This window comes from Pseudofrankia coriaricola, assembly GCF_032027725.1.
In the GTDB taxonomy this organism is placed as follows: Bacteria; Actinomycetota; Actinomycetes; order Frankiales; family Frankiaceae; genus Pseudofrankia.
The window spans coordinates 1-17,522 of sequence record NZ_JASNFO010000094.1; the positions used below are offsets into that span (position 1 = coordinate 1).

General features: G+C 72.5%; 17 protein-coding genes. 12 read left to right on the forward strand and 5 right to left on the reverse strand.

Annotated features, from left to right (window positions below; translation table 11 throughout):
* The first annotated feature begins 171 nt into the window (after nucleotides 1–171).
* Together QOZ89_RS37850 and QOZ89_RS37855 are read left to right on the forward strand one after the other, a co-directional pair.
* Nucleotides 172–585 carry an FAD-linked oxidase C-terminal domain-containing protein gene (locus tag QOZ89_RS37850; RefSeq protein WP_491723690.1) on the forward strand — a complete coding sequence of 138 codons (414 nt, stop codon included), beginning with the start codon at nucleotides 172–174 and terminating at the stop codon, nucleotides 583–585.
* A gap of 77 nt (nucleotides 586–662) precedes the next feature.
* Nucleotides 663–1,148: an SRPBCC family protein gene (locus QOZ89_RS37855; protein ID WP_312628811.1), complete on the forward strand. Its 486-nt coding sequence runs from the start codon at nucleotides 663–665 to the stop codon at nucleotides 1,146–1,148.
* A 102-nt stretch (nucleotides 1,149–1,250) separates the two neighbouring features.
* On the opposite strand, the gene QOZ89_RS37860 is transcribed toward QOZ89_RS37855, so the two are convergent.
* The 3 genes from QOZ89_RS37860 to QOZ89_RS37870 all read right to left on the reverse strand — a co-directional run bounded on the left by QOZ89_RS37860 (nucleotide 1,251) and on the right by QOZ89_RS37870 (nucleotide 5,418).
* Nucleotides 1,251–2,351, reverse strand: coding sequence for an aromatic ring-hydroxylating oxygenase subunit alpha (locus QOZ89_RS37860; RefSeq protein ID WP_116271614.1), 1,101 nt, complete (start codon nucleotides 2,349–2,351; stop codon nucleotides 1,251–1,253).
* A 1,324-nt stretch (nucleotides 2,352–3,675) separates the two neighbouring features.
* Nucleotides 3,676–4,542 carry a PASTA domain-containing protein gene (locus tag QOZ89_RS37865; protein ID WP_131804080.1) on the reverse strand — a complete coding sequence of 289 codons (867 nt, stop codon included), beginning with the start codon at nucleotides 4,540–4,542 and terminating at the stop codon, nucleotides 3,676–3,678.
* A gap of 477 nt (nucleotides 4,543–5,019) precedes the next feature.
* On the reverse strand, nucleotides 5,020–5,418 hold the full coding sequence (locus QOZ89_RS37870; RefSeq protein ID WP_312628815.1) for a VOC family protein: 399 nt from the start codon (nucleotides 5,416–5,418) through the stop codon (nucleotides 5,020–5,022).
* Between the two features lie 231 nt (nucleotides 5,419–5,649).
* Between QOZ89_RS37870 and QOZ89_RS37875 the strand changes: the two genes are divergently transcribed.
* The 3 genes from QOZ89_RS37875 to QOZ89_RS37885 all read left to right on the forward strand — a co-directional run bounded on the left by QOZ89_RS37875 (nucleotide 5,650) and on the right by QOZ89_RS37885 (nucleotide 9,457).
* On the forward strand, nucleotides 5,650–6,441 hold the full coding sequence (locus QOZ89_RS37875; RefSeq protein ID WP_071050250.1) for a CHAP domain-containing protein: 792 nt from the start codon (nucleotides 5,650–5,652) through the stop codon (nucleotides 6,439–6,441).
* 139 nt (nucleotides 6,442–6,580) lie between these two features.
* Nucleotides 6,581–8,485: a serine/threonine-protein kinase gene (locus QOZ89_RS37880; protein WP_071050249.1), complete on the forward strand. Its 1,905-nt coding sequence runs from the start codon at nucleotides 6,581–6,583 to the stop codon at nucleotides 8,483–8,485.
* A 180-nt stretch (nucleotides 8,486–8,665) separates the two neighbouring features.
* A complete protein-coding gene (locus QOZ89_RS37885) occupies nucleotides 8,666–9,457 on the forward strand; it encodes a PIG-L deacetylase family protein (RefSeq protein WP_241841907.1) in 792 nt (263 codons plus the stop codon).
* 103 nt (nucleotides 9,458–9,560) lie between these two features.
* On the opposite strand, the gene QOZ89_RS37890 is transcribed toward QOZ89_RS37885, so the two are convergent.
* Entirely contained in the window at nucleotides 9,561–10,565 is a 1,005-nt protein-coding gene (locus tag QOZ89_RS37890; protein WP_071050247.1) for a helix-turn-helix domain-containing protein, read from the reverse strand.
* A 581-nt stretch (nucleotides 10,566–11,146) separates the two neighbouring features.
* On the opposite strand from QOZ89_RS37890, the gene QOZ89_RS37895 reads away from it, so the two are divergent.
* Nucleotides 11,147–11,326, forward strand: coding sequence for a hypothetical protein (locus QOZ89_RS37895; protein WP_071050246.1), 180 nt, complete (start codon nucleotides 11,147–11,149; stop codon nucleotides 11,324–11,326).
* A gap of 103 nt (nucleotides 11,327–11,429) precedes the next feature.
* The gene (locus QOZ89_RS37900; protein WP_071050245.1) at nucleotides 11,430–11,672 is read left to right on the forward strand and encodes a hypothetical protein; all 243 of its coding nucleotides are present in this window, start codon (nucleotides 11,430–11,432) and stop codon (nucleotides 11,670–11,672) included.
* A 55-nt stretch (nucleotides 11,673–11,727) separates the two neighbouring features.
* On the opposite strand, the gene QOZ89_RS37905 is transcribed toward QOZ89_RS37900, so the two are convergent.
* The gene (locus tag QOZ89_RS37905; RefSeq protein ID WP_071050244.1) at nucleotides 11,728–12,939 is read right to left on the reverse strand and encodes a cytochrome P450; all 1,212 of its coding nucleotides are present in this window, start codon (nucleotides 12,937–12,939) and stop codon (nucleotides 11,728–11,730) included.
* A gap of 413 nt (nucleotides 12,940–13,352) precedes the next feature.
* Between QOZ89_RS37905 and rsgA the strand changes: the two genes are divergently transcribed.
* The 5 genes from rsgA (at nucleotide 13,353) to QOZ89_RS37930 (ending at nucleotide 17,421) form a co-directional block, all read left to right on the forward strand.
* Nucleotides 13,353–14,621 (forward strand): ribosome small subunit-dependent GTPase A, encoded by a 1,269-nt coding sequence (gene rsgA / locus QOZ89_RS37910; protein WP_312628823.1) that lies wholly within the window; start codon nucleotides 13,353–13,355, stop codon nucleotides 14,619–14,621.
* Nucleotides 14,622–14,864: 243 nt separating this feature from the next.
* The gene (locus QOZ89_RS37915) at nucleotides 14,865–15,269 is read left to right on the forward strand and encodes a VOC family protein (RefSeq protein ID WP_071050243.1); all 405 of its coding nucleotides are present in this window, start codon (nucleotides 14,865–14,867) and stop codon (nucleotides 15,267–15,269) included.
* Between the two features lie 68 nt (nucleotides 15,270–15,337).
* Complete coding sequence (locus tag QOZ89_RS37920) at nucleotides 15,338–15,532, forward strand: hypothetical protein (protein ID WP_071050242.1); 195 nt, start codon at nucleotides 15,338–15,340, stop codon at nucleotides 15,530–15,532.
* A gap of 168 nt (nucleotides 15,533–15,700) precedes the next feature.
* Nucleotides 15,701–16,120 carry a YciI family protein gene (locus QOZ89_RS37925; RefSeq protein ID WP_071050241.1) on the forward strand — a complete coding sequence of 140 codons (420 nt, stop codon included), beginning with the start codon at nucleotides 15,701–15,703 and terminating at the stop codon, nucleotides 16,118–16,120.
* Complete coding sequence (locus QOZ89_RS37930) at nucleotides 16,120–17,421, forward strand: RNA polymerase sigma factor (RefSeq protein ID WP_198543344.1); 1,302 nt, start codon at nucleotides 16,120–16,122, stop codon at nucleotides 17,419–17,421. The genes QOZ89_RS37925 and QOZ89_RS37930 overlap by 1 nt, the downstream gene beginning before the upstream one ends.
* Nucleotides 17,422–17,522: the final 101 nt, after the last annotated feature.

Genomic DNA, 17,522 nt, shown 5'->3' on the forward strand with positions numbered 1-17,522 from the left:
GCCGAATCCAGGCCACAACCACACCGTAGGGCACCAATTAGTGCCTCAGAACCACCCACCAGGCACCCATCACCCCAGGTCAACGCACTACACCATGATCGAAAACGAGCAGGTGACCGAACTCAGGACCCGGACGAGGGCGAGGCGTTCGTCGTCGCCCGCCGCTGCGCGATCACGGCAATCGAGCGGCTCGGCCCGGTGCTGCTGGAGGACGTGGGTGTCCCGCTGCCCCGGCTGCCGGAGCTGGTGACGGGCGTCGAGGCGATCGCGGCAGCCCGCGACGTCACGATCGCGGTCGTCGCGCACGCCGGCGACGGCAACACCCACCCGCTGATCGTCGTCGACCCCGCCGACGCCGCCGCGGCCGAGCGGGCCTGGCTCGCGTTCGGCGAGGTGATGGACCTGGCGATCAGCCTCGACGGCACCATCACCGGCGAGCACGGCGTCGGCCGGCTCAAGCGGTCGTGGCTGCTCCCCCAGGTCGGCCAGGACGTCCTCGACCTGTCGCTGCGCATCAAGCAGGCCCTCGACCCGCTCGGCATCCTCAACCCCGGCGCCGTCTTCGCGCCCAGCGGGCTTCCATAGCGGGCAGACTCCGCCGAAGGCAAAGCCTCCGGGTCAAACGGTTTCCTGGCGAGCACGGAGCTGGGAGAATCGCCGAAGTGATCTCCGAGCTGCCGTTCGTCGACGAGCACGCGACGGTCGTCGACGCCGCCGCCGAGGACGTCTGGCTGGCGCTCGCCGAACGGCTGGACCGGTCGTTCGGCGGCGCGGGCGCGCAACGTTATGCCCGCGCGGTCGGCTGCGCCGAGTGCGCGCCGTCCGGGCCGCGGCCGCTCGCCACCGGGTCGACGATCGTCGGCTTCCGGGTTGTCGCGGCCGAGCCGGGCTCCCGGCTGATGCTCGCCGGGCGCCACCGCTTCTCCGACTACACCCTCACCTTCCGGCTCGACGACGCCGGCGGGGGCCGCACCCGGTTGCGCGCCGAGACCAGGGCCGCCTTCCCTGGCATACTCGGCCGCACCTACCGGCTGCTCGTCATCGGTAGTGGCGGCCACGTCGCCGGCCTGCGCCGCCTGCTCGCGGCCACCCGTCGCCAGGCCGAACACACCGGCCTGTCCGACGGGCCCACCGCGCAGATCGACTAGCGCCGGTGGTCCGCAGAACCCCGTTGGTCCGCACACCAACGCGCTCCAGGTCAGCCGGGACTGGCCTGGAGCGGGTCGGGCGGAGCCGGATGCCGCGAGCGCTCAGGCGTCGAGGCTGATACCCAGGGCCGTCTCCATGCTGGCGTGGCGGTGGTGCAGGCCGGGCTCGTTGCGGCCGAAGACGAGCTGAGGACGCCCGCCGGACGCCATGTTGGCCTGGGCCTTCGCGGCCAGCGGGTAGTCCTCGTCGCGGACGCTGGCGTGGGCGTACTCGAAGATGTCGTCCGCGCCCGCGCGGCCCGCCTCGTCGGAGACGTCGAGGGTGGTGGCGTTCTGGTGAACGGTCACCGAGTTGCCGGCCCCGCTGCCCGGGTAGACGCGGAAGATCTCACCGTTGATGAACGTCACCGACATGACGATGTTCGGGAAGATCGCATAGATAACCACGAAGTAGTGCAGTGGCTCCCATTCGCTCTCCGGTTTGTCTGCGAGCTCGGTGATGTTCTGCATCGGGAAGATCAACCGGTGGTGCGGACCATAGGTGTCGAACAGCGCGCAGTTGCCGCGGACCAGCAGCGCGAACGTGTTCTTGTGCACCGTCGGGAAGTGGTAGTTCTCGCCGAACGTGTCCAGCGCGAGCTTCCAGTTCACCGGCGCGTCGAGGACCTTCTCGCCGACCGAGTTCCAGTCTCCGATTCCCCAGGACGCAAGCTCCGGGCCGAGCTCGCCGAGGTGGCCCTCGATGTCCAGCGGGCCGCCGTCCGGGTCGAGGCCGACCCACAGGAAGCCGGCGTGGTCGGCGGCCGGCAGCTCGGTGAGGCCGGGCTTGTTCGCCATCACCGCCGGGAAGCCGTCCCGGCCGGGGCAGGTGACCAGCGCGCCCTTGTTGTTGTAGCTCCACGCGTGGTACGGGCAGGTGAACCGCTCGGCCTCGCCGCAGTCCTCGGCGACCTTGGCCTGCCGGTGCGCGCAGATGTTCTGGAACGCGCGGACGGTGCCTTCGTCGTCGCGGGTGAGCAGCACCGGGACGTCCATCACCGTCTTGGTGGTGTACGTACCCGGACCGGGCAGTTCGGAGCGGTAGCCGACCAGCTGCGGGGAGCTGCGCACGAATTCGCGCTCGCGCTCGAAAAGCTCCTGGCTGGTGTAGATCGCGGCCGGAAGGATGCGCTCGCCGGGCATCATGTCCGTCGTTTTGTCCATTGCGATCTTCAGGGCTCGCCGCGTGATGTCGATGAGCTCGTTGCGGTCGATCGGAAGCCTCCCTGGCGCGGCGATGATGAATTCGTGATCAGCGAGCGATCATGACCGCCGACGCCGTCGGCGAGCCTGCCGGCGTTTCGCGGCGGCACCTTTGCCCCCCTACGCCCTACCTTAACGCCAGGTCACACGCCCAGCTTGACCGGCATCGGACACATCGTCCCCGGCCCATCGGCCGTCCCCGCCGGGCCGACCGGCCCACCAGCGCTCCCCGCCGGCGGCCCGGTCACCTCACCAGGGCACCTGCGCCCGAAGCGGACCCGCCCGCGGCCCGGCTCCGGGCCCGATCCGGGCGCCCTGTCGCTCACCCGACATGGCCCCCGAGCTACCCCCGGTTCCCCTCCCGACCGCGAGAAAAGTCACCACGCCGACCGGCCGGGGCCTGGACCCGACGATCTCCACCGCCGACCTGACGCACCCGACCCAGATGATCACGGGCAGTCGATAGGCGAACTGCGCGGGCACCCAGCAGGCGCCCATCCGACCGGGCGGGGAACTCGCTCGCCGCCGCCGGCGTCGCCAGGGCGGTGCCGGTCGACGGCCGGCACCGGTCCCGCCGCCGTCACGCTCACGGCCGGAGACCTCACGAAGGCCGATTACCCCCACCGGGCGAGGTCATCCCCCGGCCACGCGCACCAAGCCCGCGGACTGGCGTGCGGGGAACGACAAAACCGACCATGCCGGCGCGGTACGGGGGGGTCCGCGCCGGCACAGCCGGCAATGCACTTCATCATGCCCGAAGTTCCGCCGAATGTCGACACCTTCAACATTCCCTCTGGCAGGCAGGCGCGAGGGCGGCCCAGCCGGCGCCCCAGCACGCCTCGCCGTCAGCGTGGGACGGCGCCGCGCTAGAGGGCCAAAGGGCGTGCGAAAATGATCTTCCTTCGCACGCCCGGCGGCCGTTGTCCCCAGGATCACTAGAGGGCCAAAGGGCGTGCGAAAATGATCTTCCTTCGCACGCCCGGCGGCCGTTGTCCCCAGGATCACTAGAGGGCCAAAGGGCGTGCGAAAATGATCTTCCTTCGCACGCCCGGCGGCCGTTGTCCCCAGGATCACTAGAGGGCCAAAGGGCGTGCGAAAATGATCTTCCCTCGCACGCCCGGCGGCCGTTGTCCCCAGGATCACTAGAGGGCCAAAGGGCGTGCGAAAATGATCTTCCCTCGCACGCCCGGCGGCCGTTGTCCCCAGGATCACTGACGGGACGGCGGCCAGGTACCAGACACCAGGCGGCCGGGCGCCGGGCCGCGTCCCGCGGCGCCGGGCACGGTCAGCCGACCGCCTCGGTGACGGACTCGGGGAGCATCTCGAGGGCCGGCGGGGAGGACGGGAACGGGCGCCGGGGTTCGCGGACACCCGCGGAGCCGTCGCCGCGGCCACCGATCCACAGCCGCACCGGGGTGCCGGACGCGACCTTGGCGCCGGCCTCCGGCGCCTGGCCGGTGACGAGCGAGCCGGTGTCCGGCTCGACCTCGACCAGCCCGGCACCAGGCTCTGTCGACAGACCGACGGCGACGGCGGGAAAGCCCCAGCCCGCCAGCACCGACCGGGCGTCCTCCCACGTCCGGCCGACCACGTTCGGCACCACGACCGTCTTGCCCGACCGGCGCCGCGCCCGCCGGCCGGAGCCGCCCGCCTCGTCCCCTCGACCGCCGGCCGCGACCGCCGCACCGGCGCCGGCAGCCGAGGCCGGCTCGGCTCCCACCTCGGGTGGGGCGTCGGTCGCGTTGGAGTCCTTCATGACTTCCTCGGCGAGAGCACGCGCCCGCCTGACCTGCTCGGCGGCGGCGTCGTCGATGGGCACCTGGAGCCTGACGGGGCCCGCGGCCGGCCCGGAGGTGAGCGGCGGGAGGTTCTCGTCGAGGTCACGCCAGCGCTCCCAGGCCGACTGGCGGGAGACACCGAGCCGGGTGGCGATCTCCGCCCACGACTTGCGGTGGAAGCGGGCCGCGCGAACCGCCTCGAGCTCGGTCTGGTCGAGCAGCCGACGCAGGGTGCCGATGTCGGTCAGCGCGCCGAGCGCCGCCTCGCCATGGTCGATGCTCTCTGGGCGGCCGAACACGCGGTCCCGCCAGTTGTCCAGCCGCTCCCACGCTCGGCGGCCCTCCTGCCACGGACCGCTCCTACCCTTAGCCATGCATGTCAGGATAACCTGACAAACGTGGGCTGGGTAGGGGCCTCTCGGCCCGGGCGTCACGGCGGCGTCAGGGCACTGCGGCGCGCCGAGCGCGCGCCCCAGCTTGCGATCACTGTAGATCAGGGACTAGGACCGCCTCCGGCAACGTTCCCCTCATTTCGGAACGATCTTTCCAGAATCAGTCAGGCGTTACGCGCCGCCGATGACACACAACGTCTGACTGATCTTGATTCCGATGGTGCCAGCGACGGGGTGAACATTTGCTGGGGCGGGACTAGCTCTCCTGGATCTTCTTCGGCATCTCGAGGTTCTCTGCCACCGCTCGCTTGATGCGGTCGCAAATGTGACCCCGACCGCTACGCACGAGCGACGGCGCGCACACCCGGCCGGCGCAGCGAAGATCGCTTTCGGCCGCCACAACCAGCGGGCCCAAGGCGTAGCCCGTCGCCTGGTTGCGACGGCGGCCGCGGTTCTGTCCTAAGAGGCGAGCGCGGGGCCGCCGCCGTAGGGGCGCGTGAGAATCTCCATGCCGTGGCCGGAGGGGTCCAGGAAGTAGACGCCGCGGCCGCCGTCGTTGTGGTTGATCTGGCCTGGCAGCCGTCCGTGCGGGTCGGCGTAGTAGACGACCCCGGCACGCTGGATTCGCGCGAAGGCGGCGTCGAACTCCGGCTCCGACACCAGGAACGCGTAGTGCTGGGTGGCGATCTTGTCCGCCGGGGCTGTCGCGAAGTCCAGCGTGACACCGTTTCCGGTGGCGACGGGGATGAACGGGCCCCATTCCTGGCCGACCTCGAGGCCGAGGATGCCGGCGAGGAACTCGGCGGACTCCCGGTTGTCCTGAGCATGCACGATCGTGTGGTTCAGGTGGACGGGCATGAACATGTCTCCGAGGGCGTTCTGGCGCCTCCATGCCTCACCGGGCCGGTGACCGGCACGCGGCGCCAGAGCCCAGCCTATGCCGCCGGAAGCCACGCCCTCGGCGTGGAGCAGCGCCCGGGCCGAACGGACGCATCGATCGGCGGGGTGCACTCTCCATTATGGTAATGCCGCCGCCATCGCGCTGAGCGACTGGCCGGCAGCCACGCACAGAACCGGGGGACGGCGGGCATGGCGACTGTGGACGAGTTCGTGAAGCACTGCAAGGACCAGGTCGGCTTCAAGCCGGCGCAGGAGAACCACACACTCTGGAATGACCGCTTCCAGGCGCCGGGAAGCCCATGGTGCGCGATGTTCGCCTACTGCATGTACGAGGACGTCGGGGTTCAGCCGGGAATCCGCTCGGCCTGGGTGCCTTCGATCTGGTCGTGGGCGCAGGCGCACGGCCTGGCCATTCCGTCGACCAGCAGCAAGCCCGGGGACCAGATCGTCTTCGACTGGACCGGCGTGGAGAAGGCCCTCACCGCCGAGACGCATACCGGCATCGTGGTCGGACGGTCCGGCGGCCAGATCCAGACGGTCGAGGGCAACATCGGCGACGACCAGGTTCTCGCGAAGACCTGGACCGCCGGCGGCCAGCTCATCGCCGGCTGCGTCAGCTGGCAGCACCTGTTCAGCGGCGTGCCCGCCGGGCTACGGCCACAGGTGGCGCAGGCGGGCAACCGCTTCGGCCATTTCCCTGACCTGCGGCTGGGCGCGCGCGACCGAGGCCCTACCGGGGTGTTCCCCGACCTCGCGCATCCGGTCGTCACCGTGCAGAACGCGCTGAACATCGCGTCCCAACGCGAGGGCGCGAACCGGCTGCTCGACCCGAACGGTGTCTTCGACGCGGCGACCGAGAAGGCCGTGCGCGATTTCCAGGAGTTCTGCCGCGCGAAGAACCCGTCGCTGCGGGCTGACGGCGTCGTCACCCAGCCGACGTGGACCGGCCTCGACTTCTTTCTCGACCTCGCGGGGCGTTAGCGGCCGTTCGGCGGACCCGGGCCGGTGCGCCGTGAGCGGGCGGCCCGGGTGGGGTAATCTGCGGCCCGGGATGAGTCGTCCGCGCTCGGGTGGCTTGCCCTGAGCTGGTCGGACCCGGTGCTGGTCGGAATGGTGGCCCGTGACGTCTTCCGCTGGGCGCCTGGGCGCCCCGGGGCCGCGAGATCCCACGACGATCGGCCCATACCTGGTCCGCGCGCTGATCGGCGAGGGCGGGATGGGCCGGGTCTACCTCGCGAGCTCACCGGCCGGACGGCTCGCCGCGGTCAAGGTGGTCAGCCCCACCGTCGCCGGCGACCCCGTCTTCCGGGAGCGGTTCCGCCGGGAGGTCGCGGCGGCTCGCCGGATCGCAGGCGCTTTCACCGCGCCGGTGGCGGACGCGGACCCGGACGGCCCTCGGCCCTGGCTCGCCACCCAGTACGTGCCGGGCCCTTCGCTGCGCGACGCCGTCGAGGTGCTCGGCCCGCTGCAGCTGGAAGCCTGCTTCATGCTGGGCGCCCGCATGCTTGAGGCGCTCATGGCCGTCCACCGTGACGGCATCGCCCACCGGGACCTGAAGCCCAACAATGTCCTGCTCGCCGCCGACGGCCCGCGGCTCATCGACTTCGGGATCGCCCGGGCCGCCGACCAGACGGCACTGACCCGCGCCGGCGAGGTGTTCGGCACCGCCGCCTACATGTCGCCCGAACAGGCGATGGGCGGCGAGGTCGGCCCTGCCTGCGACGTGTTCGCGTTCGCGCTGGTCCTGATCTTCGCGTCCACCGGCCGCGACCCGTTCGGGTCCGGCGACCCGGCGGCGCTGTTGTTCCGGATAGTGCACGACCTGCCCGACCTGCGCGGGGTGCCCGCGGCGCTGCGGGACCGCCTGCGGCCCTGCCTGGCCAAGGACCCGTCGGACCGCCCGGCCCCGGCCACGCTGCTCAAGCTGTTCGCCGCCGATCTCGGCCCGTCGCCGGCCTGGCCGCCGGAGGTGGCTCGGCTGGTCCGCGAGCGGGAGGCCGAGATCGCGGCCTGGCTGCCGGCCACCCCCAGCCCGCCCGCGCTCGCCGTCGCGCCGCCACGCGCCCTCCCGCTGGCACCTGCCGCCCGGCCCGGCGGGACACCGGCGCCGCCGCCAGCACCAGCATCCCCCCAACGACAGGCACCGCAACCGGCACCGGCATTGCAGCAACCTGCGCTGGCGCCGCGGTCTCCGGATTCGCCCGGCCTGGCGCCGCTGAAGCCGACACGACGAGAGCTGCCACCGCCAGGCGCCGCGGCGCACCAGGCCGTGGTCCGCGCGGCGCCGCCACGGCCGCCGGCACCCGTCGAGCGGGCGGCGCGACCACCTGGACTGCCGACTCGGGCGGCGCCGGGAGTGGTGGTGCCGGGTGTCCAGCGCCTGCCGGTACCGGCGCCGGGCTACCCGCCGCTCGCGCCCACGAGGGTCGCGCTGGCGGAGAACGGCTCCGACGAATCCTGCGTCTTCACAGGCAGACGGTGGCCCAACGTCGTCGCCGGAGTCCTGACGCTCCTCGCGGCCCTGCTCGCGCTGCTCGCGGTCCTGATCTGCCTCACGACCCTGGGCGGCAACGACCCGACCGTCGGAGCCGGAACAAGACTGTTCAGCGTGCTCGTCGGCGCCGGCGCCCTGTTCCTCGCCATCGCGGGCCTGCGACGCGCGGTGTGGCGGCTCCACCTGGCATCCAGCCCGCCCTGGCTCTCGATCACGCCCGGCGGCATCCAGGCGCGGGCGGGCGGGCGTCACTACGACATCCCGTGGTCGCAGGCACGCGGCGCCCGGGTCATCCGCCTGGGCCAGCGCGAGGTCGTCGCGGTCTGGCCGACGCCGGAGTGGGCGCTGCGGACGCCCGACCTCGACCGACCCGCCCGGTGGATCCCGAGAAACCGCACCCTGTGCATCTGGCGGAACCCAGCCATGCGCTGCGACGTGCTCCTGGACGTCCGCATGCTCTATCCGGCCACCTCCCACCGCCTGACCACCGCCATCGCCGTCCTGGCCAGCCGCCACGCCTACCACCGCTAGGGCGCCGCTGGGCGGGAAGGTCGCTTGCGCGACCCGCACCGCCGGCTGGGTATGCGGACGGGGCTCCGGATCCGGCCCCTGAGGCCGCCTGACCTGGCCCGGCGGTCCGATCGGTCGCTGTCCGGTACGCGACCCGCGCCGAGAAGGCCGGGGGAAGGGGCGCGGGCGATGGTGGATGGCATGGATCGACTGCGTATTGCTGACCTTGGGACCGTGCTGTCGGTGTGGGCGCATCCCGATGACGAGACCTATCTGGCGGGCGGGCTGATGGCCGCGGCCGCGGCGAATGGCCAGCGGGTGGCGTGTGTGGCGCTGACCGCCGGCGAGCGCGGCACCGACGACCCCGCGGCGTGGCCGCCGGAGCGGCTCGGCGCGGTGCGCCGGCTCGAGGCGGGCGCCGCGATGGCCGTGCTCGGAGTCCGGGAGCACCGGATCATCGGGATGCCCGACGGCGGTCTGGATGCCTGGGGCCCCGTCGGCGCCCGGCTGGTCGGTCAGGTGGTCGACGAGGTGCGGCCCGACACCGTTGTGACCTTCGGGCCGGACGGGACGACCTTCCACCCCGACCATGTCGCCGTGCACCGCTGGGTGCGCCACGCCTGGGAGGAGCGGGGCCGTGGCTTCCGCCTGCTGGAGGCGGCGTGGACGGCGGAGGCGCTCGAACGCTTCGCGGACCTGCACGACGAGTTCCAGGTGTTCATGACCGACGCCCACCCTGCCGGCGTGCCCGCGGACGTCCTGTCCCTGCGCGTCGCGCTCGACGGGCCCGAGCTCGACCGCAAGGTGGTGGCGCTGCGGGCGATGGCGACCCAGATCGGACCGACTGTCGACGCGTTCGGCCTGGCCCGGTTCACCGACTGGGTCGCCGAGGAACGCTTCGTCGACGTCGGCGCACCGGCCATGGCCACGGCGGGCAGCGAGGCGCCCACGACACCGGAACCAGCGCCGACACCGGCACCGGCACCGGTATAGACAGCGGTTGGGCGAGACGGCGGTCAGGAGAGCGGCGGCGTACGAGAACCGGGCGCTCTCCGGGGAGCAGACGTTTGCGGGGGCGGCACCAGCGGCGGGGTGCCTAGCGGCGGGGCGGCGGCAGGAGGCCGAGGCGGGCGGTGATGGCGCCCAACTGGAAGCGGCTCGTGACGCCGTGCTGGACATAGAGGTCGGCGACGTCCCGGCGGACGGTACGCGGGGTGATCCCCAGGCGGTCGGCGACGGCCTGGTCGGTGTGGCCTTGGGCCAGCAGTGCCAGCACCGCGCCGCGGCGTGCCTGCTCGGAGCCGTCGGCGGCTGGCCGCGGGCCGTTCAGCGGCTGCGCGTCCCGGTGCACCCGCTCGACCAGGTCACTGATCACGGACAGGGGGCCGGGGGCACGCACCAGCAGCGCGCCCTGGCCGAGGTCGTCCGGGTCGACCGGCAGGACCGCCTCCCGCCCGTCGACGATCATCACCCGCATGGGCACGAGGGGGCTCTGGCGCACCCAGCCGACCGCCGGCAGCCGGCCGCCGCCCAGCGCCCTGGCCGCCGCCACCTGGTCGGGCGTCCACACCGAGGCGACGCGCACCCCCCGCCCAGCCGCCCGCGCCAGCCCCTGCAACATGTCCACCGCGGCCGGGCGCGGCGGGGTCGGCCCGGACAGCAGGAAGCCGATCTGGCTGGCCGCGTTCTCGACCAGCTCGGCTATCTGCACCCACACCTGGTGCGGGTCCAGGAGCGCGGCCACCCCGTCGACGTTGTCGGGGCGGTGCCGGCCGGCGACGTAGTCCGACAGCAGCCGGCTGCGGTACAGGGCGGTCCGCTGCGCGGACAGCGCCGCCTCCCGCAGCTCCAGAGCGCGCTCCCGCATCGCGTGCTCGACGTACAGCGCGATGGAGGGGTCCTGCGCCTCCCAGCCCTCGTCGATCTTGCGCAGCAGGCCCCGCCCCACGAGCCGGTCGACCTCGGCCGTCACCTTCTCCACGGGCAGCCCTGCCCGGTCCGCGAGCATCTCGATGGTGGCCCGGTGGTGGCCGGCCGCGGCCCGGAAAACTGCCAGGCCCGTCTCGTCCAGCCCGAACAGCTCCTGCTCGTCGCCCGGCACCGAGATCCCCCACTTCCAAGCGGTCAGGGCCGGGAACCACCGTTCCCACCCGCCGCACCACAGCCGACAGTGGGCGTAGCGAACTGACGACGCCTAGTCGCACGATGGCGTGGCGGGCAGGTTAACGCAGGAAACGTGGGCGAACTATCCAAATCGGCAGCGGTATGCGCTCACCGCGACTGGATGACCGTTTTGTCAAAAGTATCCGCTATGTCCAGGCGGGAAGGGCGGGTGGCCGCCCGCGTGGCGGTGGCACCGTCTGCCCGGCTCCGGCCGCCCGCGGCGCCCGCCACGGCCCAGCTCGACGGGCCTCATCCGGCCCCGGCCGAAGGGCTCCAACTGGACCCGGATCACTGCTGAGTCCCGGCGCAGCCTAGCGGCTCACGTGCTGAACGCCACCCCGCGGGCAGAGCCACGCGGGACGTCAGGGTCGAACATCGCCGCCAGGCGCGACCGCCGGCGGCCCGGTGTTGGCCGACGCGGCCGCCGAGGTGCCGCCCAGGTGGATGTAGTCCTGCTCACAGGACGGGTCGCGATGTCGAGCCGAAACGGCACCCAAACAACCAGAGTGGGCCTTCGGCATGTGGGCCGCGGCCAGCCCGCGCCTGCGCGCCGAGCTGCCCGCGCTCGCCGGGCTGGCGCGGGCGGACTCGTGGGCCACCGACGCGCACAAGTGGCTCAACGTGCCGCACGACTGCGGCGTGGTGCTGTGCGCCCACCCGGATGCGCACCGGGCCGCCATGCGCGCCCGGGCCGACTAGCGGACGCGCTGTTCAATGCGTACGGCGAGGGCGGCGAGCGGGCGGCGGTCATCATGCAGGCGCTGGACGCCGCCCACCCGGCCGACCTGCCACCGCACTCCACGTGCTGTTCGCCGGGGTCCGTCCCGGGCATCAGGCACGCGGCCACGCCGCCGCCGTCAGCAGGACTCTTGCCGCGGTCGCGAACGCGGCCGGAGCCGGGGTCTACGCGGAGGCCTCCAACCAGCGCAGCCTCGCCCTGTGGCTGCGGCTGGGGCTACGCCGGATCGGCCCGGAGATCGCCCTGCCCGACGGCGGCCCGTCGCTCTACCCGATCTGGGGCGATGCCGGCGGCTGGTGGCAGTAGGCCGGGGGCCGCCGGCGGGACCTCGCCAGGGAAACACGGTGTCAGGCGGACGGAGTTAGAGGGACACGGTCAGCCGAGAGAAGCCGCGCAGGGTGAGGTTGGGGCGGAACTCGGGCTCCTCGTCGGTCAGCGCCAGGTTCGGGAAGCGCTCGAAGAGCCGCAGGACGGCCGTCTGGGCCTCCATCCGCGCCAGCGCCGCACCGACGCAGAAATGGTGCCCCAGCCCGAAGCTGAGATTGCGGTTCACCCTGCGCCGCACGTCGAACGTCTCGGCGTCCTCGAACTCCGCCGGGTCGCGGTTGGCGGCCGCGATCAGTGGTACGACACCCTCCCCCGATCGCAGCACCACGTCGCCGAGCCGCATCTCGCTGATGATCGGACGCGCCCGCATCATGTGCACCGGCGGGTCGAACCGCAGCACCTCCTCGATCGTCGTGCGGATGATCGACGGGTCCGCGCGCAGCAGGGCGAGCTGGTCCGGATGGCGCAGGAGCTGGTAGACCGCGTTGGTGATCAGGTTGGTGGTCGTCTCGAAGCCGGCGATGAGGAGCACGCCGGTGTTCGTCAGCAGCTCGTCCTCGCTGGCGAGCCGGCCGTCCTCGCCGGCCTCGATGAGCCTGGTGATCAGGTCGTCTCCAGGGTCCCGGCGGCGCCGTTCCAGGAGGCCCGCAATGTACCCGCGCATCCGGTGGACGGCCGCGAGGCGCTCGTCGGCGGGAACGCCCGGGTCGACGGAACGGGCGATCTCGTTGCCGATGTCAATGAACTGCTCCCGGTCCTCCGGCGGGGCGCCGAGCATGTCGCAGATGACGAGGATCGGCAGCAGGGAGGCGTACTGGGACACGACGTCCACGGTCGGGCCGTCGAATTCGTCCATCAGCTGCTCGACGAGGTCGTTGATCGCCTGGCGGCTACGCTCGACGCTCGGAGCGGTGAAGGCATAACTGATCAGCCCACGCAGGCGGGTGTGCTCCGGCGGGTCGGTGTCGAGCAGCGACCTGGTGCGCCGGATCGCCTTGAGCTGCTCGGCGCGCTTGTCCGGGTCGGGCGAGAGGCTCCGCTGGACGCTCGGCGACGCCGTGACGTCGTAGCTCAGCGCCGCGCTGCGGAACATCGTGAAGCAGTCGGCGTAGCGCGAGAGGTACCAGACCCCGTCGGGCGAGCGCCACGCGGGCGCCTGCTCCCGCATCCTTCGGTAGACCGGGTACGGGTCCCGGCGTAACTCCGGGCTCGACGGGTCGAACAGGATCTCTGCGCTGGTGGTCATCGCGGCGACTCCTCGATGTGGCCGAACGCCAGACCGGCAGGTACCGGGGGCGGACCAAGACCGCAGCAACGTAACAGAGTGAGTGGTCACTCTGCCGAGAGTTGAGGAGCGTGCCCGACTCCGCCGCACGCGGACGGGTCGGAGATCTGGCGCCGGAAATTCAGCGGCGGTGTTCGGTGGTGAGTGGTAACTTGCCGCCCGGACGATGTAGTGGTCGGGCAGGTCGCAGCTGGCGATCATTCCGGCCCGGATGGCGAAGAGGTGGGGCATGGCCGCCGCGGTGACTGTCGCGTTCGCGCGCCCCCGATCCTTCCGACCATCCACCGCCACCGGCTGACCACCACGCCGCGGCCGGACCTGGCTACCGCCTGTCCGCCGCCGGTCGCCGGAGCAATCCCGAGGGGTTTCCTCCGTTGCTCGCGTTTCCCACTGGCGATCACACGTCTCCACCCGGCCGTCCGCACCCGGACCATGCCCACCCAGATCGCCGCCCGTCCGGCTCCGACCTCGACCTCGGAGCCGTTCACTCCCCCACGTCCGTTCACCCACCCGTTCCCCCTGCCCTGCCCGCCTCCAGCTCCGACCCTGGCGTCGGCGTCGGCGAGGACCTCTCCGCCTATGGCTGGGATGCCGGCTGGGACGACGCGTTCGCTCCCTACCGCGTCGCCGGCCTCGTCCCGGGCCGGATCACCCGCGTCGACCGGGGAGGCTGCGAGGTGGTCACCGCGGGCGGCCGCTCGTGGCCGGCGACGGCGCCGACCGGGCCGGCCGACACCGTGCCCTGCACCGGTGACTGGGCGGCGCTGCGTCCCGGCCCCGTCGCCGGTCCGGCCACGCGCGAGAGGTTGGCCGTCGCCGCGCTGCTCCCCCGGCGGACCGCGCTGGTCCGCGCGTCCTCGTCCCGGCGGTCCGACCCGCAGCCGCTGGCCGCGAACGTCGACATCGTCGCCGTGGCCGTGGCGCTGACCGCCCCGATCAACCTCGGCCGCCTCGAACGGCTCGTCACCCTGGCCTGGGAGAGCGGCGCCCGCCCGCTGGTGGTGCTGACCAAGGCCGATCAGGCCGGCGGCGCCGGGTCCGAGACCGTCCGGACCGCCGAGGCCGAGGCCGAGGCGGCGGCACCCGGCGTCGACGTCGTCACCACCAGCGCGGCCGACGGGTCCGGGCTGGACGCCCTGGCCGTCCTTCTCGCCGGTACCTCGGTGCTGATCGGCACGTCCGGGACCGGCAAGTCGACGCTGACCAACGCGCTGCTGGGCACCGAGACCCAGCAGGTCCGCGCGGTGCGGTCGACCGACGGCAAGGGCCGCCACACCACGGTCCGCCGCGAGTTGCTGCCGCTGCCCGGCGGCGGGGTGCTGATCGACACCCCCGGGCTGCGCGGGGTCGGGCTGTGGGCCGCCGACGACGGGCTGAGCCAGGCCTTCGCGGACGTCGAGGAGCTCGCCGCCGGCTGCCGGTTCGGCGACTGCGAGCACCGGACGGAATCCGGCTGCGCGGTGCTCGCCGCGGTCGACGCCGGGACGCTGCCGGCCCGGCGGCTGGCGAGCTACCGCCGGCTGCTGCGGGAGAACGCCTACACGGCGGCTCGTGGCGACGCCCGGCTGCGCGCCGAGCAGGAGCGCCAGTGGAGATCGATCAGCAAGGAGCAGCGGCGCATGTACCGGGAACGCGGCCGCTAGGAAGATCGCCAGGACTGTATCCGGATCCGAACTCCGAGCCGCCGCCAGTTCGGATCCGGATACAGAACTGCTGATCAAGCTCGCGAGTCATAACGTGGGAGGCGCCGGGGTGTACTCGGCCCGGCGGGAGCCCACGGGAGCCCGTGAGCGCCGGCGCACCGTCGGCGGATCGGCGGGAGCGGTCGCCTGACGGGGCGGATCTCAGGGCGAACGAGTGACGACGTCGAGAAAACGGAGCGTGCCGTGGCCTTACAGCGGGTCGAGATCGGGCTGGTCAGTATGGACGAGGCGTTGGTCGACTTCTTCGCGGACGTGTTCGAGCTGGAACGGCTGCCGCCCATCGGGTCAGGCGCCGGCATCGTGCACCGGGTCCAGGCGCCGGGTGTGGCGATAAAAGTGATGGTGCCGTCCGTGCCACCCAGCCCCGCCGAACCGATCGGCTCTTTCCTCGGCGCGACGGGTCTGCGCTACCTGACGATGTATGTCACCGATCTCGACGGAACCCTCGAACGCGTCGCGGCCCGCAAGGGCCAGGTCCTGCACGGCCCCATGGACATCGGTCCTGGCGTGCGCATCGCCGTCGTCCACGATCCCGACGGCAACACCATCGAAGTGGTCGAAGGCGCCCCACAGCCCGACAGCGACTAGCGCCGGCTCCCAGCGCAATGGCCCACGGGCGATTCACGCCCGGGGCCCCAAGCCCTGGTGACCAGCGGATGGTGCCAGGCACAGGCGAGCTGCCGCTGCTCGACATGCTCACGGCGCTGCCGCCCGGCCTCGTCATCGGTCTGGAGGTCCCGCTGCGCTCCCAGGCCGAGGCGGGCATCGGGCCACGCGACCGCCTCGGCCGGTGCGTCGACGCGGCTCGTGGACTTCTGGACCAGTTGACGGACGAGCACCGCCAGCTGTGAGATCCGACGTTCGGGCGAACTCCCGCCTTCCAGGCGGAAAATCTGGAGACAGCTCGACGTGACCTGCCGCCGAAATGACGTCGGACGGCTGGTGTCGATCCGGGGCTGTCCCGTTCGACCTGTGAGTGTGAGGGTCGAAGGGCGGCCCCCGGATCAGGGAGATCGAAGATGGCGAAGTACATGTTGATCATGCGAGGCACGGACGAGTCCGTCGCGAAGATGATGGACACGCCGTTCGAGCAGATGCTCGAGCTGATGGGCCGCTTCAACGAGGAGCTGATCCGCGCGGGCGTGCTCGTCGCGGCCGAGGGCCTGGACGACCCGAGCCAGGGCGTCGTGGTCGACTTCGGCGGCGAGACACCGGTGGTCACCGACGGTCCCTACGGCGAGACGAAGGAGCTGTTCGGCGGCTACTACATCATCGACGTCGCCTCGAAGGAGGAAGCGGTCGAGTGGGCGAAGCGGATCCCCGCGATGGCCGGCTCGAAGTGCGAGATCCGCCGTGTGCCGGGCATCGACGAGTTCCCACAGGACAACGAGTGGGTCGTCATGGAGCGGGCGTGGCGCGAGCGGACCGGCCAGCTCTGATGGTCGAGGCTTCGGACGGCCCGCCGAGTGCCGAGTCGGCGCGGCGGGCCGTCGAGGCCGTCTGGCGGATCGAGTCGGCGCGGATCGTCGGCGCGCTGGCCCGGCACACCGGAGACTTCGCGCTCGCCGAGGACGTCGCGCAGGAGGCGGTGGCCGAGGCTCTCGTCACCTGGTCGCGAGACGGTGCGCCGGCGAATCCGGTGGGCTGGCTGCTCACGACCGCGCGACGGCGCGCCATCGACAGCTTCCGCCGCCGGTCGGCGCTGGACGAGCGGTACGCGGCGCTCGCCGGCCAGCTCGGCGAGGGCGAGGCGAGCTCGGGCGCGGCCTCGCGGAGCGGGGCGGACGACCTGCTGTGGGATCCCGACCGGGTCGACGACGACATCCTCGCGCTGATGTTCGTGGCCTGCCATCCGGTGCTCTCGCCGGAGGCCAGGGTGGCCCTGACGCTGCGCGTGGTCGGGGGGCTCGGGAGCGAGGAGATCGCCCGCGCGTTCCTGGTGCCTGTGCCGACCGTGCAGGCCCGGATCACCCGGGCGAAGAAGACGATCGCGGCCGCGGGTGTGCCGTTTGAGCTGCCACCGGCCGAGGACCGGCGCGAGCGGCTCGGCGGCGTCCTCAGCGTGCTCTATGTGATTTTCACCGAGGGCTCGACCGCGACGGCCGGCGACCGCCTTCTGCGCCCCGACGTCGCGTACGAGGCGATCAGGCTGGCCCGGATGCTGACCGCTCTGCTGCCCGACCAGCCGGAGGTGCACGGGCTGCTCGCGCTGTTCGAGCTCACCGCCGCACGCTTTCCCGCGCGCACCGGGCCCGACGGCGAGGCGGTGCTCCTGGAGGACCAGGACCGGCGGCTGTGGGACCGGTCCGCGATCCGCCGCGGCCAGGCCGCTCTGGGCCGGGCCTCGATGCTGGGGCGCGGGCTCGGGCCGTACGGGCTGCAGGCGTCGATCGCCGCCTGCCACGCGTCGGCCCCGTCGGTCCCGGCGACCGACTGGGAGCGTGTCGTGCTCCTCTACGAGGCGCTCGGCCGGGTGGCCCCGTCACCGGTCGTCGAGCTCAACCGGGCCGTCGCCGTCGCGATGGCGCAGGGACCGCTGGAGGCGCTGTCCCTCGTAGACGAGCTGGTCGCCTCCGACCGCCTGTCGGGGTCGTACCTGCTCCCCAGCGTGCGCGGCGAGCTGCTCATCCGGCTCGGCCGGCCCGCCGAGGCACGCGCCGAGCTGGAGCTCGCCGCCCGGCTGTGCCGCAACGCCCGGGAGAGATCGGTGCTGCTGCGCAAGGCGGCCGGGCTGGAGTGACCACCTCCATCCGCCTCGCTCGCGGCCGTCCCCTGGCGGCTGCCTCACAATGTCCGTGTGGATGGGTCCGCGGCCCCGGATGACGCCGGTCAGGAGCCGCG

What these genes read in the sequence shown, in the direction of transcription:
- QOZ89_RS37860 (WP_116271614.1), bottom strand. Translation starts at nt 2,351, where the DNA reads ATGGACAAAACGACGGACATGATGCCCGGCGAGCGCATCCTTCCGGCC.
- QOZ89_RS37865 (WP_131804080.1), bottom strand. Translation starts at nt 4,542, where the DNA reads ATGGCTAAGGGTAGGAGCGGTCCGTGGCAGGAGGGCCGCCGAGCGTGG.
- QOZ89_RS37870 (WP_312628815.1), bottom strand. Translation starts at nt 5,418, where the DNA reads ATGCCCGTCCACCTGAACCACACGATCGTGCATGCTCAGGACAACCGG.
- QOZ89_RS37875 (WP_071050250.1), top strand. Translation starts at nt 5,650, where the DNA reads ATGGCGACTGTGGACGAGTTCGTGAAGCACTGCAAGGACCAGGTCGGC.
- QOZ89_RS37885 (WP_241841907.1), top strand. Translation starts at nt 8,666, where the DNA reads ATGGATCGACTGCGTATTGCTGACCTTGGGACCGTGCTGTCGGTGTGG.
- QOZ89_RS37895 (WP_071050246.1), top strand. Translation starts at nt 11,147, where the DNA reads ATGTGGGCCGCGGCCAGCCCGCGCCTGCGCGCCGAGCTGCCCGCGCTC.
- QOZ89_RS37905 (WP_071050244.1), bottom strand. Translation starts at nt 12,939, where the DNA reads ATGACCACCAGCGCAGAGATCCTGTTCGACCCGTCGAGCCCGGAGTTA.
- QOZ89_RS37920 (WP_071050242.1), top strand. Translation starts at nt 15,338, where the DNA reads ATGGTGCCAGGCACAGGCGAGCTGCCGCTGCTCGACATGCTCACGGCG.
- QOZ89_RS37925 (WP_071050241.1), top strand. Translation starts at nt 15,701, where the DNA reads ATGGCGAAGTACATGTTGATCATGCGAGGCACGGACGAGTCCGTCGCG.
- QOZ89_RS37930 (WP_198543344.1), top strand. Translation starts at nt 16,120, where the DNA reads ATGGTCGAGGCTTCGGACGGCCCGCCGAGTGCCGAGTCGGCGCGGCGG.